The 13820-nt window shown below is 64.3% G+C and carries 16 protein-coding genes; 11 read left to right on the top strand and 5 right to left on the bottom strand.

All coding sequences use genetic code 11. From position 1 onward, the window contains the following. Nucleotides 1-38: 38 nt before the first annotated feature. The 5 genes from NCS03_RS16795 to infA all read left to right on the top strand — a co-directional run bounded on the left by NCS03_RS16795 (nucleotide 39) and on the right by infA (nucleotide 3725). Nucleotides 39-989: a M23 family metallopeptidase gene (locus tag NCS03_RS16795; protein WP_250529424.1), complete on the top strand. Its 951-nt coding sequence runs from the start codon at nucleotides 39-41 to the stop codon at nucleotides 987-989. Next, nucleotides 976-1341, top strand: coding sequence for a hypothetical protein (locus tag NCS03_RS16790; RefSeq protein ID WP_175979248.1), 366 nt, complete (start codon nucleotides 976-978; stop codon nucleotides 1339-1341). The genes NCS03_RS16795 and NCS03_RS16790 overlap by 14 nt, the downstream gene beginning before the upstream one ends. A 60-nt stretch (nucleotides 1342-1401) precedes the next feature. Further along, the gene (locus NCS03_RS16785) at nucleotides 1402-1836 is read left to right on the top strand and encodes a bactofilin family protein (RefSeq protein WP_175979247.1); all 435 of its coding nucleotides are present in this window, start codon (nucleotides 1402-1404) and stop codon (nucleotides 1834-1836) included. A 169-nt stretch (nucleotides 1837-2005) separates the two neighbouring features. Then, nucleotides 2006-2983 carry a magnesium/cobalt transporter CorA gene (gene corA / locus NCS03_RS16780; protein WP_008353501.1) on the top strand — a complete coding sequence of 326 codons (978 nt, stop codon included), beginning with the start codon at nucleotides 2006-2008 and terminating at the stop codon, nucleotides 2981-2983. A gap of 475 nt (nucleotides 2984-3458) precedes the next feature. Then, on the top strand, nucleotides 3459-3725 hold the full coding sequence (infA, locus tag NCS03_RS16775) for a translation initiation factor IF-1 (RefSeq protein WP_006999277.1): 267 nt from the start codon (nucleotides 3459-3461) through the stop codon (nucleotides 3723-3725). Between the two features lie 137 nt (nucleotides 3726-3862). On the opposite strand, the gene NCS03_RS16770 is transcribed toward infA, so the two are convergent. The 3 genes from NCS03_RS16770 to zwf are packed head-to-tail and all read right to left on the bottom strand — an operon-like array spanning nucleotide 3863 to nucleotide 7159. Beyond that, a complete protein-coding gene (locus NCS03_RS16770; protein WP_250435698.1) occupies nucleotides 3863-4741 on the bottom strand; it encodes an HAD family hydrolase in 879 nt (292 codons plus the stop codon). Beyond that, nucleotides 4741-5562, bottom strand: coding sequence for an ROK family protein (locus NCS03_RS16765; protein WP_372492552.1), 822 nt, complete (start codon nucleotides 5560-5562; stop codon nucleotides 4741-4743). The genes NCS03_RS16770 and NCS03_RS16765 overlap by 1 nt, the downstream gene beginning before the upstream one ends. A 40-nt stretch (nucleotides 5563-5602) precedes the next feature. After that, nucleotides 5603-7159, bottom strand: coding sequence for a glucose-6-phosphate dehydrogenase (gene zwf / locus NCS03_RS16760; protein ID WP_250502926.1), 1557 nt, complete (start codon nucleotides 7157-7159; stop codon nucleotides 5603-5605). 208 nt (nucleotides 7160-7367) lie between these two features. Between zwf and NCS03_RS16755 the strand changes: the two genes are divergently transcribed. From NCS03_RS16755 to NCS03_RS16730, 6 genes are all read left to right on the top strand, one after another. Next, the gene (locus NCS03_RS16755; RefSeq protein WP_250529423.1) at nucleotides 7368-8210 is read left to right on the top strand and encodes an arylamine N-acetyltransferase family protein; all 843 of its coding nucleotides are present in this window, start codon (nucleotides 7368-7370) and stop codon (nucleotides 8208-8210) included. Nucleotides 8211-8223: 13 nt separating this feature from the next. Further along, complete coding sequence (locus NCS03_RS16750) at nucleotides 8224-9927, top strand: peptidoglycan D,D-transpeptidase FtsI family protein (protein WP_250529422.1); 1704 nt, start codon at nucleotides 8224-8226, stop codon at nucleotides 9925-9927. Between the two features lie 104 nt (nucleotides 9928-10031). After that, nucleotides 10032-10397, top strand: a complete 366-nt coding sequence (locus tag NCS03_RS16745) for a hypothetical protein (RefSeq protein ID WP_008353509.1) — start codon at nucleotides 10032-10034, stop codon at nucleotides 10395-10397. Between the two features lie 12 nt (nucleotides 10398-10409). Beyond that, entirely contained in the window at nucleotides 10410-10700 is a 291-nt protein-coding gene (locus NCS03_RS16740) for a hypothetical protein (protein ID WP_034471787.1), read from the top strand. 273 nt (nucleotides 10701-10973) lie between these two features. Further along, entirely contained in the window at nucleotides 10974-11279 is a 306-nt protein-coding gene (locus tag NCS03_RS16735; protein ID WP_008353512.1) for a hypothetical protein, read from the top strand. Between the two features lie 189 nt (nucleotides 11280-11468). Continuing rightward, a complete protein-coding gene (locus NCS03_RS16730; RefSeq protein ID WP_008353516.1) occupies nucleotides 11469-11801 on the top strand; it encodes a hypothetical protein in 333 nt (110 codons plus the stop codon). Nucleotides 11802-11808: 7 nt separating this feature from the next. On the opposite strand, the gene NCS03_RS16725 is transcribed toward NCS03_RS16730, so the two are convergent. Both NCS03_RS16725 and NCS03_RS16720 read right to left on the bottom strand, forming a co-directional pair. Continuing rightward, nucleotides 11809-12666: a formate/nitrite transporter family protein gene (locus tag NCS03_RS16725; protein WP_250529421.1), complete on the bottom strand. Its 858-nt coding sequence runs from the start codon at nucleotides 12664-12666 to the stop codon at nucleotides 11809-11811. Between the two features lie 82 nt (nucleotides 12667-12748). Continuing rightward, on the bottom strand, nucleotides 12749-13816 hold the full coding sequence (locus NCS03_RS16720; protein WP_008353519.1) for a HoxN/HupN/NixA family nickel/cobalt transporter: 1068 nt from the start codon (nucleotides 13814-13816) through the stop codon (nucleotides 12749-12751). Between the last annotated feature and the right edge of the window lie 4 nt (nucleotides 13817-13820).

The following is a 13820-nucleotide window of genomic DNA, read 5'->3' as shown; positions in this document are numbered from 1 at the left end:
GTGCGCTAATGGCTTTCGTCATCTGGTCACGGCGGTCCATGTCCCGCCAGCGCATCCGTTTCGTCGAGGCCCGCACGGCGCGCGCCATCGCGGTCATCGGCGCCATTACGCTTCTCGTGGCCGCGCTCGCGCTCGGCATCGCGATCGGCACCATGTTCGCGCGCAGCCATCTCGGCGAGGAGCAGACGCTGATGTCGCGCCGCTCGTACGAGATCGAAGAGCTCGGCCGCATCAATGCCGCGCTGATCGAGCTGACGCCGCGCGTCGAAGGCCTGTCCGCGCAAGTCAGCGAGCTGCACGAATTCGACACGCATCTGAAGGCCGCGCACGGCGCGGGCGGCACGTCCGGCGTGCATGACGTGCCGCCGCTGCCCGACAGCGAAGAGCCAGCCACGTCGCTCGACGGCGCGGGCGGCCCCGCCTTGCCGCCGCGCCTGTGCGATATCGGTCGCGCGGCGGCGGGCGCGCCGCGGCAGCGTTTGAAGAGCGCGCATCGGATCATCGATTGCCTGAACGACGAAGTCTCGCAATTGCAGACGCAAACGCTCGCCCACTACGCCGCGTACATGGCCTTTCTCGGCCGCAATCCGGCACCCGGCCTGCGCAGCGGTTCGCCTTACGGCAACCGTCTGGACCCGTTCACGGGGCGTCTGAGCTTTCATCCCGGCATCGACTTCGCCGGACCGGCGGGCACGCCGATTCTCGCCAGCGCGGGCGGACGCGTCATCGCGGCGGGCGAGCGCAACGGCTACGGCATTTCGGTCGACATCCGCCACAGCGACGGCATGGTGACGCGCTATGGACACGCGTCGCGCATCTTCGTGAAAACCGGCGAATTCGTGATGCCGGGACAGGTGATCGCGGAAGTCGGCTCGACCGGCCGCTCGACGGGGCCGCATCTGCATTTCGAAGTGATCGTCGACGGCGCTCAGATCAATCCTTCTCCCTATCTCGCGCTCTTCAGGCGTTTGTCGCATGCGCAAAGTTGATTCGAAGCGGCTGTCGCTGCAACTCTCCCGCCAGTCCTATTCGCTGACGCCGAGGCGCGGCGCGGGCATCTGGCTCGGACTGATCGCGGCCGTGTGTGCGATCGCGGCGCTCGCCGCCGCAGGCTTCGCACTCAAACGCTCGCATGAAGACGTGCGCAAGCTCGACACGCTCTGCGCGCCGCCCGTCTCCGAGCAGAAGCTGCGCGAGCAGCTCGCGCATGCGCAGCTCGCGCTCGAACAGGAGATGGCGAGCCGTACCTCGCTGGAAGAACGCGCAAAGGACAGCGCGGCCGAAATCCAGCGTCTGCAGACCGATCTCGCTTTCCTCAGGAAGCAACAAAAACCCAATTGAGCGGCACGCGTCAGCGCGGGCTTCGTGCAGCAACCCTTTACCGCATCGCAAGGACTCGACATGTTTTCATCGAAGAAGGATTCCAACGGCATCAAGATGGCCAAGCTCGCGACGCTCGTCGCGCATAACGTGCATATCTCGGGCGATCTCGAGTTCAGCGAAGGCCTGCGCATGGACGGCCAGGTCACGGGCAACGTGGCCGGCCGTCCGGGCGAAGAAACGCTGCTCGTCGTGAGCGATCAGGGCGCGATTCGCGGCAACGTGAGCGCTTATAACGTCATCATCAACGGCTGCGTGACGGGCGATGTCACCGTCGCGCATTTCGTCGAACTTCAGTCGAACGCGCGCGTGCTGGGCAACATTTACTATCAGCAGTTGCGCATGGATATCGGCGCGACGGTCGAAGGCAAGCTCACCAAGTTCGATTCGCAGGCGGCGCACGTCCCGAGTCTGCCGGCGCCGCCCGAATACAACATCGACCTCGTCTCGAACTGACGGCAGACAACGAGCGCCGGAGAATCCGCGCGTGCTGGCAGCCGGGCGCGTGTCCGGCTAAGATTCGATGGATCAAGGCCACGCGCTCGCGCCCCTGGCGAAATCACGCGACTTCGAGCGTCCATCGACACGTGGCCGGTTATATCCAGATAACGATAAAGGGCGCCCCATGCTGGTCAATTGCGCGGCTTATCAGAATGGCCGAAAGCTCGCGGACGTCGAGATCGACGACATCAACGCCTATCGCGATCTGCCCGACTCTTTCATTTGGGTTGCATTGAAAGAGCCCGGTCCTGGCGAACTCGCGCACATGACGCAGCAGTTCGGCTTGCACGAGCTGGCGGTCGAAGACGCGCAGCACGGGCATCAGCGGCCGAAGATCGAGGAATACGGCGACTCGCTGTTCGCGGTCTTTCATACGGTCGAATTCGACGAAGAAGGCGAAGTGCTCGTCGGCGAAATGAACGTGTTCGTCGGCACGAACTACGTGCTTTCGGTCCGCAACCGCACGACGCAAGGTTTTCAGGAAGTGCGCAAGCGCTGCGAGCGCGAGCCGCATCTGCTCAAGCACGGCCCCGCGTTCGTGATGTACGCGCTGCTCGATGCGGTCGTCGATCGATACTTTCCCGTGCTCGAGACGCTCGGCGCGGAAGTCGACGAAGTGGAAGAGCGCATCTTCGAGCAAAAAGGCTCGGTGGAATCGCGCGAGATCATCGAGGATCTGTACTCGCTCAAGCGGCGCATGACGATCCTGCAGCATCACACCGCGCCGCTGCTCGAAGCCGTCAGCAAGCTGTATGGCGGGCGCTCGCCCGGCGTGTGCTCCGGCATGCAGGAATATTTCCGCGACGTGTACGATCACCTGCTGCGCATCGTGAAGACCATCGAAGGACGGCGCGAAATGATCGTCACGGCGATCCAGGTGAATCTCGGTCTGATCGCGCTCGCGGAAAGCGAAGTGACCAAGCGCCTCGGCTCGTTCGCCGCGCTCTTCGCCGTGCCGACGATGATCGCCGGCATCTACGGCATGAACTTCAAGTCGATTCCCGAGCTCGACTGGGTCTACGGCTACCCGACGTGTCTCGCGGTCATGCTGGTGGTCGATGTCGTGCTCTACTGGCGCTTCAAGAAGGCCGGCTGGCTGTAGCAAGAATGTTCCTTTTCGGAACCTTCGGGCGAAATTCGTTGTCTAATCAAGCGATTTGCGAGAGAATGTCATCTGGCCTTGCAAAATCGGCCTATCGACCGCACATGACGTAAGCGCACGGCAGAAGCGCTCACTTCCGCAGCACACGTTGCTTTTCCGTTTCAACCGCACATCGGCTCTGCTGTTGCCGATGTCGCCGTCCCGGTCATGCCGGCCACGGCGCGCCGCATCCGCGGTTCGCCCTGTCGTCCGGCCTATGCCGTCAAGCTCACGACGAGCCTGAGATAGAGACGCGGCGCGCCCCGCATGCACGTTTATCGTGCATGGACGCGCCAGGCCACGCTTTGCATCGCCACTTACGATTCGTAGCGACGACGCTTTCGGGCAGCGGCGCAGAACGGTTCGTTGGCGTCGAATGCGCGTTTTTCGCGCGATGCGCGGCAGCACCCACTACAACTCATTACAGGAGCCCCATATGGCGAAAGAAGAACTCATCGAACTCGACGGTATCGTTGACGAAGTGCTTCCCGACAGCCGCTATCGCGTGACGCTGGACAACGGCGTCGTCGTGGGCGCTTACGCCTCGGGCCGCATGCGCAAGAATCACATCCGTATTCTGGCCGGCGACCGCGTGACGCTGGAACTGTCGGTGTACGACCTGACGAAGGGCCGCATCAACTTCCGTCACAAGGACGAGCGTGCCGGTGGCGGCGCCCCGCGCGCACCGATGCGCCGTCGTTGATTTCCCTGCATCATCCGTAACGAGCGTGAGCCTGATCCGCAGCGCGCGCTTTTGAACCAAACACGCGGATCATTCTGAACTTCGACGCGGCCGCTCATCCGTCAAGGCTGCGCAGCGCGTCGATGTCCCTTCTTCCTTCAGCCGCGCGCCGCCAAGAGCGCGTCGATGCCGACCGCGAAGCCGTCCTCGTCGTTGCTCTTCGAGACCAGGCTCGCGCGACGCTGCACGCTGTCGGATGCCTGCCCCATCGCGATCGATACGCCCGCGATCTCGAACATCGCCACATCGTTGCCCATGTCGCCGAGCACGGCCACGCGTTCGAGCGGCACGTTCGCGAGTTGCGCCAGTTCGCGTACCGCAGTGCCCTTGTTCGCTTCCAGGCTCGTGATATCGAGGTAATAGGTCTGCGAGCGCGCGGCGTGTCCGCGGCCTTCCAGTTGCTTTTGCACGCTGCTTTCGACGCGCGCGAGCAGCGCCGTATCGGCGGTCGAGCCGACGATCTTGTCGACCTCGCCGAGATCGACATCGTCGAAACGCGTGACGAGCACGCCTTCGTAGCCGACCGTGCGCGTTTCGAGCGGCACGTAGGTGCCTTCGGGATTCGTCAGATACCAGGCGTCGTCGATGAACACCCACGCGTCGACGTTCGCCGACGCGAGCGCTTCGAGCGATGTCTGCACGACATCGCGCGGCAGCTTGTGCGACGACAGCAAATCCCACGTGCCCGGCCTGACGAGACTGCCGCCGTTGTACGACGCGTAAGGCATGTCGACGTCGAGCGCCTCAACGATATGCCTCATGCCCTTGCCCGGCCGGCTGCTCGCCACGGTAAAGCGCACGCCCGCTTCCTTCAGGCGACGCACGGCGTCAATCGCCGGTTGGCCCAATGCCTTGTCGGTATAGAGCAGCGTGCCGTCGCAATCGGTGACGACGAGTTCCGCTTTGGCGAGCGCGGCGAACGCCGCATCGGCGTCGCCGTTCACGCTGTGAAGTCCGTATTTGCTGTTGGCGTTCATCAGTGCGCCCCTTCACGCTGATTGAAATGCGGCAACTGGCGCGTCTCGCGCACCGAGCGCGGATGCCACAGCCGCGCGCCGCCTTCGATGCCCGCCGCATTCGACACGACCGCGACGTTATCCGGCAGCTTGAACTTGATATGCGCCGCGTTGCCGCCGCCGATCCACAGCTTGTCGTAGTTCGTCAGCGTCGCCAGGATGCCGATGATCTTCTCCACGCGCCGGCTCCAGCGCTTCTTGCCCGCCTTCTCGCGCGCCGCGTTGCCGATGTACTCGTCGTAAGTCTTGTCCTTCGCGACCGGATGATGCGCGAGCTCCAGATGCGGCATCAGTTCGCCGTCGCGAAAGAGCGCGGTGCCCGCGCCCGTACCGAGCGTCAGCACCATTTCGATGCCGCGCCCTTCGATCGCCGCGAGCCCTTGCATCTCGGCGTCGTTGATCATGCGCGCGGGCACGTTGCCGAGGCGCTCGGCGATCAGTTGCGCGAGCGGCACGCCGCGCCAGGCGGGCGTGCCGAGATTCGGCGCGGTCAGCACGACGTTATCGCGCACGACGCCCGGAAAGCCGATGGAAATGTGCGTCGGCGGCTCGGCGACGATCGGCGCGATCAGTTCGATGAGCGTCTCCACGACCACGTCGGGCTTCGCCGGATGCGGCGTCGCCACGCGCACGCGGTCGCTCTTCATCTCACCGTCCTCCGAGATGATGGCCGCCTTCAACCCGGTCCCGCCGATATCGATCGCGAGAATGCGTTCCGCCTTGATCGCGAGTTTGTCCGCCGTGACGTGGGTCTTCTGCTTGGCTCTTGATTCTGTGCTCACGCTCGTTGTCCTTTTGAGTTTGCGTTGCGATGAGATGAGTTCAGTTCTTCTTGTGCGCGTCGGTCAGCGGTCGCCACGCGCGGCCGTCGTCGGCAAGCAGCTCGTCCGCTTCGGCCGGCCCCGCGCTGCCCGCCGCGTAACCGCGCACGGGCAGCGGACTGTCCGGATGCAGCACGCGATCCACCGCCGCCCAAGCCGTCTCGATGCTGTCCGCGCGCTGAAAGAGCGTCGCGTCGCCGAGCATGCAGTCGTAGAGCAGCGTCTCATAGCCGACGTTCGCGCGCTCCGCGAAGAAGTCGGCATAGTCGAACCTCGAACGCACCTTGCCGATCTGCATTACCGGTCCCGGCACTTTCACGTTGAAATCGAAGCTCGTGCCGTGCGCCGGATCGATGCGCAGCGTGAACACATTCGGCGTCAGCGCATCGACGGGCGTATCGCGAAACAGCAAAAACGGCACCGCCTTCAGTTGCACCGCGATCTCCGTGCGACGCTCGGTGAGCCGCTTGCCCGTGCGCAGATAAAACGGCACGCCGGCCCAGCGCCAGTTCTCCACGTACACGCGCGCCGCCGCGTAGGTTTCGGTCCGGCTATCTTTGGCCACGCCCGGTTCTTCCTTGTAGCCCGGCCCGGCGGGTCCGGCTTCGTACTGGCCGAGCACGACGTCGTCGGCGGTGAGCGGACGGATCGCATCGAAGACTTCGGCTTTTCTGTCGCGCACGGATTCGGCATCGAAGGAATTCGGCGGCTCCATCGCGACCATGCCGAGCAACTGGAACAGATGGTTCGGCAGCATGTCGCGAAACGCGCCCGTCTGCTCGTAGAACTTGCCGCGCCCTTCCACGCCGATCGTCTCCGCCGCCGTGATCTGCACGTTGTCGATGTACTCGCGCCGCCAGATCGGTTCGAACATCGCGTTGGCGAAGCGCACGGCGAGAATGCTCTGCACCGTGTCCTTGCCGAGAAAATGGTCGATGCGGTACACCTGCGACTCGTCCGCATACTTGAGGATGCAGCGGTTCAGTTCCTGCGCCGACGCCAGATCGCTGCCGAACGGCTTCTCGATGACAAGCCGTCTGAAATTGCCGTCCTTCTCTTCGAGCATGCCCGCCGCGCCGAGATGCTCGATGATCGGCTGAAAGAACCGCGCGCCCACCGCGAGATAGAACACGACGTTGTCCGACTTCGCCTGCGCGAGCCGCGCCTTGAGCCGGGCAAAGGTTTCGTCCTCTTCGAATTCACCGGGGAAATATTCGAGCCGCCCGACGACCCAGTTCCACGCGTCCTCGTTCAACTGCGACGTGTGAAACGTCGCGGCCTTGTCGGCGGCGAACGTGCGCAGCGATTGCGTGAGCTCGTCGCGCCATTCGGACGTCTCGCGCTCGCCGTGATTCACGCCGATGATCTCCATGCCGTCGTCGAGCAGCTTGTCGGCGGAGAGGTTGTAGAGCGACGGCATCAGCAAGCGCTTGGTGAGATCGCCGCCCGCTCCGAAAATCACGAGCGTGCATGGCGGCGCGGGATGCTTGCCGGCGCACGTCGCGCTGGCCGGGTTGTTTTCCTTCGATTGATTCGCTTCGTTCGATTCTTTCGGCATGGCGTATCGCCCCTTGTCAGTTGCGCTTGAACCTGGAAAGACCTGCATCGATGCGGCACAGTTCATTCGAACGACGCGTTGCAAGCTCGCGCGACGAATAACGTATGCATTTTGTAATTTTTAACCTTTCGTGTCGTAAAATATGCGCGCCTGACGACAGCACTCGCGGACATTGCGACATCGAAGCTTGACGAAGCCTGAACTCCATATGAACGCACACGACACTTCCATCGACCTCGCCGCCTACTTCGAGCGCATCGGGTACGCGGAATCCGTGCGGCCCGCCCCGACGCTCGACACACTGCGCGCGCTGCATCTGCTGCATCCTCAGGCCATTCCCTTCGAAAATCTCGACGTGCTGATCGGCCGCCCGATCCGGCTCGATCTCGAATCGATCCAGCGCAAGCTCGTCGCCGGACGGCGCGGCGGCTACTGCTACGAGCACAACCTGCTGTTTCGCAGCGTACTTCAGGCGCTCGGTTTTCGCGTGCGCAGCTTCGCAGGACGCGTCCTGTGGGGCCGCGAGCTGTCTGACATGCCTGCGCGCACGCATATGCTGCTGCTCGTCGATCTCGACGAAGGCGCGTTCCTCGCCGACGTCGGCTTCGGCGGCATGACGCTTTCCGCGCCGCTCGCGCTCCAGACGGGCCTCGAACAGATCACACCGCACGGCGCTTTCCGCCTCGAAGGCGCCGGCGAAGCGCCCGGCTACGTCCTGCAGGCGCTCGTGAACGGCGCGTGGACGAACGTCTATCGCTTCGACCTCGATCCGCAGTATGACGCCGACTACGAGATGGCCAATCATTTCGTGTCGATGTATCCGCAGTCGATCTTCCTGCACAACCTGCTCGCCGCGCGTCTCGCGCCGGGCAAGCGCCTCGCCCTGTTCAACCGGCGTTTCTCGATCCACGACGAACGCGAAGGCAGCGATCATCGCGAACTCGACGGCACGGCCAGTCTGCGCCGCGTGCTCGAAGGCGAACTCGGCATTCGTCTGCCGGATGGCGCCGAACTCGACGCCGCCCTCGCCCGTCTGCCCAACCAAGCTTAATCAGAAGACCACGATGTTCAAGAAGAAGACGCGCGGCGGCAGCGATTTCCAGACGCATCACCGCAGCGCGGTGCTCGCAAACCGGCTGCCGGCCTGGCGCTCGCGGCTCGTCGTCATCGGGGTGACGGCGGCGTTTTTGACGCTAGCCGGACGCGCGCTGTGGGTCCAGGTCATCGACCACAAGTTCTATATCGGCGAAGGCCAGAAGCGCTATCAGCGCACGCTGGCGCTCTCGGCGACGCGCGGACGCATCGTCGATCGCAATGGCGCGATGCTCGCCGTCAGCCTCGCGACCTACGAAGTCTGGGCGACGCCCAAGCTCTTCGACGGCGATCACGGTGGCGAGATCGCGCGCCTGCTCGACATGCCGCCGACGGATCTGCAGCGCCGCATCGACGGGACTCGCGCGTTCGTCCTGCTCAAACGTCAGGTGGAAGCGGAAACCGCCGAGCGCATCGCGACGATCGGGCGCGCGGGCATCACGCTCGTGCCGGACACCAAGCGCTTCTATCCCGAAGGCGAATCGGCGGCGCACGTCGTCGGCTTCACGAATAACGAGGATCACGGGCAGGAAGGCGTCGAGCTGGCCGCCGACGCGCGTCTGACGGGCGCGGCCGGCCAGCGCGAAGTGATCCGCGACCGGCTCGGGCGCGTGGTCTCGCAGATCGGCGAGCCGGCCATGCCGCAGAACGGCGAAACCATTCAGCTGACGATCGACCGGCGCATCCAGCAACTCGCGCATTCGCAACTCAAGGCGGCGATCGCGAAGCACAAGGCGCGCGCGGGCAGCGTCGTCGTGCTGGATGCGAAGAACGGCGAAGTGCTCGCGCTCGCCAACTATCCGAGCTTCGATCCGAACGATCGCTCGCGCCTCACCGGCGAGCAGTTGCGCAACCGCGCGCTCACGGACACCTTCGAGCCCGGCTCGACGATCAAGCCGCTCGTCGCCGCGCTATCGATCGATCTCGGCCGCGTGCGGCCCGAAACGCGCATCGACACATCGCCGGGCACGTTCAAGCTCGGCCCGAACGTGATTCACGACACGTCGAATCACGGCGTCATCACCGTGTCCGAGGCGGTGCAGATGTCGAGCAACGTCGCGCTCACGAAGCTCGCGCTGCAGATTCCCGCGCAGACGATCTGGGACAAGTACCGCGAATACGGCATCGGCCGCGCGCCCGAGCTGACGTTTCCGGGCGCCGCGACCGGCCGCCTGCGCGCGCCCGAGCGCTGGAAGCCGATCGAACAGGCGACGATGGCGTATGGCTACGGTTTATCGCTGTCGCTCGTGCAGATCGCACAGATCTACACGGCGTACGCCGGCGACGGACGCTTTTATCCCGCCACGCTGATTCACGGCGAAACGCGCCGCGACGCCGTGCAGGTGACGAAGCCCGCGACCGCGAAGGCCGTGCGCAACATGCTCGAAAACGCGACCGGCGACCACGGCACGGGCCGCGCGGCGGCGGTGGAAGGCTATCGCGTCGGCGGCAAGACGGGCACGGCGCGCAAGCAGGTCGGACGCTCGTATGCGGCGAACAAGTACCGCGCGTCGTTCGTCGGCATCGCGCCGATGAGCGATCCGCGCGTGATCGTCGCCGTGATGATCGACGAGCCCACGGGGGGCACCTATTACGGCGGAACGGTCGCGGGGCCGGTGTTCTCGGGCATCGTCGGCGCGACGCTGCCGCTGCTCGGCGTGCCGCCCGACGCATGAAGCGCGGCGCACGCGGGCGCGGGCCTTGCTGCAGCGTGACCGGACTGTCAAGGGCTTGTGCTCTAATGTCGTGTTCGGCACCAGAAGATCAAACGGGAAAGACCATGAAAAAACTCGCCGCGGCGCTCGCGTTGCCTGTGCTTTTCGCCGCCTGCGCCCAGTTTCATAACGAAGATGCAGGACAACCCGAAGTCGAGAAATCGTCGACGGAAAACAAGGTGAACGGCATCGTGCAATGCATCGCCGCCGAAGCGAAAAAGCACGACGCCCAATACAAGCAGACGTCCATCCCGCAAGGCGTGATGCTCGAATTCGGCGATTCCAACGTCATCAAGGTCCGCTACGACAACGGCGAGACCACGTACCGGTACTATCCGGGGCAGCGTCATCCGTCGAACATGTGGATCGAAGGCGCGGGCAAGAAATGCGCGCCGGCGGACGCCACCGCTCACGACGAACCTCAGAAATAAGCAGACAGGACCATGCGCTCGACCAAAGCCATCAGCGCCGTCGAACGGCTCAAGACGCGCAGCGGCAACGCGAATTACGCGGCCATCTCGATGCCGGGCGGCTACTTCTATCTCGCCGAGCGCGCGCCCGAAGGCACGAAGAAAATCTCCGAGCCGATGCCGATGGACGACTTCGTCGCGTTCGTCAACGCCCGCGATCCGGCCAAGCCGCGCAAGGCCAGCAAGCTCGATCTCGCGATGGAAGAACAGATCGGCCGCAGCGGCAAACGCACGGCAAAAACGCCGTCCGCGAACGACGAATGATCGGCCTGCGTCGCCCTTGCGCGACGCAACATCGAAATCCCCGCGTTGCTCTCACACCAATGTGCGATGACAGACGGAGCCATCAGGTCCGCGTTGCGTACATTTTTGTTAACGATCGAAATCGCCGAGACAGGCAACGATCGGTCATCCGAAGAAAAGAGCAAGGGCCACCCGCTTAGCCACAAAAATATGCGCGGGTGAACGGGGTGCCTCAACGGCGCGCGTGTCCGATGTCGGGACAAGCCGTCGTATGGCCGAGAGGAAGACCAAATAATGAAGAAGAAAAACGAGACCAAGGGCAGTCTCTTGCCCTCGGCGTTGGCTGACGTCGAGCTTCAGCACATCGAGCGCGCACTCGCGCAACTTCGCACGATGCACAAGCAGTCTTCCGGCACGCTCAACGTCGAATACTGGCGGGAGCGGCTCGCCGCCGTGGTCAAGGGTTACGCGCTCGTGCCGGCGCAGAAGCAACGCATCGAAGCGTTGCGCGTCGCGCTCGACACAGTCGACAGCGGTCCGCGCGACGGCTCCGGCAGCCGTAAAAGATCGACCAACAGGCTTTGGGCGAAAGCGGCCTAAGAACCGCTTTCGCCGCTCGCGCTGCGGCGCGAATCCCTCGTTCGCGCCCGCGTCTCGCGACGAAGCGGGCGTGCAACGGTCCTTTGAACTTCCGACGATTCACGGCACGCGCGTTTCAACGCGCCGCTTTGCCGCGTCAGGCACCGTTCATGCTCGAAAGCTAGTCTTTCGATCATGCCGGGAATCGCCATGTCCACTTTCTTTCACGACCGCGCGGGCGCATCGCGCCGGCCCTCGCCGATGCTCGCGAACGCGATCGTCGCCAGTCTCATCGCGACGTTCAGCACGGTCGGCGTCGCGCAGATCACGAACGGCGGCGGCTCGGAGCGACAGGAAAGCCGTCAGTCGGATTCGAGCTCGCGCGCGAATCCATCGGGCTCGCCGCTGGTCGAATCGCAGAAACCGCAATCGAAGGATGCCGCGCAGGGCCGCGCCGCGACCGCCGACAAGAAGCACAAGGCCGAGGGCAGCACCGGCTTCAACAACGGCCTTTACGGCACGGGCGCGGGCAACAACAAATGATGCGCGCTTAGTCGCGATGCCGCTGCGGCGCGCTCGTGATCTCCGGCGCGATCGCCGCGTGATTGACGATCGCGACGAGCGACACGCCGCCAATCACATTGCCGATGAACGTCGGCACGAGGAACACGAAGAAGTAGTCGGAGATGTCCGCCGCGCCGATCATCACCGCGTAGGCCACTTCGACCGATCCGGCGATGACGTGCGTGAGCTTGCTCACAGCGACGGTGTAGGTCACGAGCAGGATCGTGAGGAGCCGCCCCGAGCGCGCGCTCGGCAGCAGCCATACCATCAGCGCGATCAACCAGCCGGAAAACACGCCGCGAACGACGGTCACGCCGAAATCGGCGGAAAGCGGCGTCATCGCGACCTTGGCGAGCGCCTCGCTCACTTCCGGCGAAAAGACGCCGCGAATCTGCAGGATCGCCGCGAAGATCGTCGTGCCGACCAGGTTGAAGAAAAGCACGATCGCCCAAAGGCGCAGCGCCTTGAACAACGTCGACAAATCGCGCCGCGTAAGGACCGGCAGCACCGCCGTCAGCGTGCTTTCGGTGAAGAGCTGCTGACGTCCGAGGATCACGAAGACGAAGCCGATCGTGTAGCCGAAGCTCGATACGAGTCCCGTCCAGCGGGCCTCCGGCAGCGCGCTTTCGAGAATCGACTGGACGAGAAAGGAGAATCCCATCGACAGGCCGGCGGCGAGCGCCGACCACATCAGCGCGGCGAAGGTGCGCTCCATCGCGACTTCGCCTTCCTCGCGCACGATCTCGTGGATGACGAGCGGATGCGGTGCGGAATGCTCGGCGGCTTGCTCCTGCTCGGCGCTGTCGAGATGCGGCGAGTCGGCCCCCGCTTGCGGGTCGTTCATGTTCTTTCTCCCTGAACGCCGCTCGATGCGAAATGTGGATGAGCGGCTGGCGCATCCACGAAGCAGGAAGAATGCCCGTTGATTATCTGGCGACCCCGCCGTCGAGCGATTCGTAACCGCGCCACTTGTAGATGAGCGCGGAGACGATCCAGCACGCCGCGAACAGCGCGACGATGCCGTAGCCGAGCATCCCGAAGTGCTCGGAGAGCGACGCTGCCACGTCCCACAGTCCGCCCTTCAGCCGCAGCCGGTCCGCGATCAGCCCGAGCGCCTCGATGCCGCCGATCAGCACGGCAATCAGCACCGAGACGAGCGTCACGGTGAGGTTGTAGTAGAGCTTGCGGATCGGCTTCATGAAGGCCCAGCCGTAGGCGCCGGTCATCAGCAGGCTGTCGGCAGTGTCGATGAGCGACATGCCCGCCGTGAACAGCATCGGGAACACGAGAATCGACCACACCGGCATGCCGCGCGCCGCTTCGGCCGCCGCGATGCCCATCAGCCCGATTTCGGTCGCCGTGTCGAAGCCGAGGCCGAACAGAAAGCCGAGCGGATACATGTGCCAGCTCTTGCCGATCAGCCTGAAAAGCGGACGGGCGATGCGCGCGAGCGGACCGCCGCCGACCGTGAGCATGTCGATGTCGTCGTCGCGGCAGGTTTCGCCGCGCCGCACGCGACGGAACGCGCGCCATACGCCGCGCAGCACGAACAGGTTCATCGCCGCGATCGCGAACAAAAAGAGCGACGACACCGACGTGCCGATGATTCCGCCGATCTCGCGGTACTCGGCGAACCGGCCGTGCACGGCCATCGCCGTCGCGGCGATGAGCGCGGTGGCGGCGATGACGATCGTCGAATGTCCGAGCGAAAAGAAGAAGCCGGCGAAGTGCGGCCGCTTGCCTTCGTGCATCAGCTTGCGCGTGACGTTGTCGATGGCGGCGATATGGTCGGCATCGACCGCATGGCGCAGCCCGAGCGAATACGCGAGCAACGACGTGCCGAGCAGCAGCGGATAGTGACGGAACGCGACCAACGCCCAGAGCCATGCGAGCACGTTGAACGCGATCAGCCCGCCGATGAGCCGCGCGGATTTGCGCGGCAGGTTGCGATGCGCCTGATGCGGCGCGGAAGCGGGCTCGATCGGTTCGGACATATGC

The organism is Caballeronia sp. ATUFL_F1_KS4A (genome assembly GCF_023630905.1).
Taxonomy (GTDB): domain Bacteria; phylum Pseudomonadota; class Gammaproteobacteria; order Burkholderiales; family Burkholderiaceae; genus Caballeronia; species Caballeronia zhejiangensis.
The sequence above is the reverse complement of the archived record's forward strand: the minus strand, read 5'-3'. Positions and strand labels throughout refer to the sequence as shown.

What these genes read in the sequence shown, in the direction of transcription:
- NCS03_RS16795 (WP_250529424.1), top strand. Translation starts at nt 39, where the DNA reads ATGTCCCGCCAGCGCATCCGTTTCGTCGAGGCCCGCACGGCGCGCGCC.
- NCS03_RS16790 (WP_175979248.1), top strand. Translation starts at nt 976, where the DNA reads ATGCGCAAAGTTGATTCGAAGCGGCTGTCGCTGCAACTCTCCCGCCAG.
- NCS03_RS16785 (WP_175979247.1), top strand. Translation starts at nt 1,402, where the DNA reads ATGTTTTCATCGAAGAAGGATTCCAACGGCATCAAGATGGCCAAGCTC.
- corA (WP_008353501.1), top strand. Translation starts at nt 2,006, where the DNA reads ATGCTGGTCAATTGCGCGGCTTATCAGAATGGCCGAAAGCTCGCGGAC.
- infA (WP_006999277.1), top strand. Translation starts at nt 3,459, where the DNA reads ATGGCGAAAGAAGAACTCATCGAACTCGACGGTATCGTTGACGAAGTG.
- NCS03_RS16770 (WP_250435698.1), bottom strand. Translation starts at nt 4,741, where the DNA reads ATGAACGCCAACAGCAAATACGGACTTCACAGCGTGAACGGCGACGCC.
- zwf (WP_250502926.1), bottom strand. Translation starts at nt 7,159, where the DNA reads ATGCCGAAAGAATCGAACGAAGCGAATCAATCGAAGGAAAACAACCCG.
- NCS03_RS16755 (WP_250529423.1), top strand. Translation starts at nt 7,368, where the DNA reads ATGAACGCACACGACACTTCCATCGACCTCGCCGCCTACTTCGAGCGC.
- NCS03_RS16750 (WP_250529422.1), top strand. Translation starts at nt 8,224, where the DNA reads ATGTTCAAGAAGAAGACGCGCGGCGGCAGCGATTTCCAGACGCATCAC.
- NCS03_RS16745 (WP_008353509.1), top strand. Translation starts at nt 10,032, where the DNA reads ATGAAAAAACTCGCCGCGGCGCTCGCGTTGCCTGTGCTTTTCGCCGCC.
- NCS03_RS16740 (WP_034471787.1), top strand. Translation starts at nt 10,410, where the DNA reads ATGCGCTCGACCAAAGCCATCAGCGCCGTCGAACGGCTCAAGACGCGC.
- NCS03_RS16735 (WP_008353512.1), top strand. Translation starts at nt 10,974, where the DNA reads ATGAAGAAGAAAAACGAGACCAAGGGCAGTCTCTTGCCCTCGGCGTTG.
- NCS03_RS16730 (WP_008353516.1), top strand. Translation starts at nt 11,469, where the DNA reads ATGTCCACTTTCTTTCACGACCGCGCGGGCGCATCGCGCCGGCCCTCG.
- NCS03_RS16725 (WP_250529421.1), bottom strand. Translation starts at nt 12,666, where the DNA reads ATGAACGACCCGCAAGCGGGGGCCGACTCGCCGCATCTCGACAGCGCC.
- NCS03_RS16720 (WP_008353519.1), bottom strand. Translation starts at nt 13,816, where the DNA reads ATGTCCGAACCGATCGAGCCCGCTTCCGCGCCGCATCAGGCGCATCGC.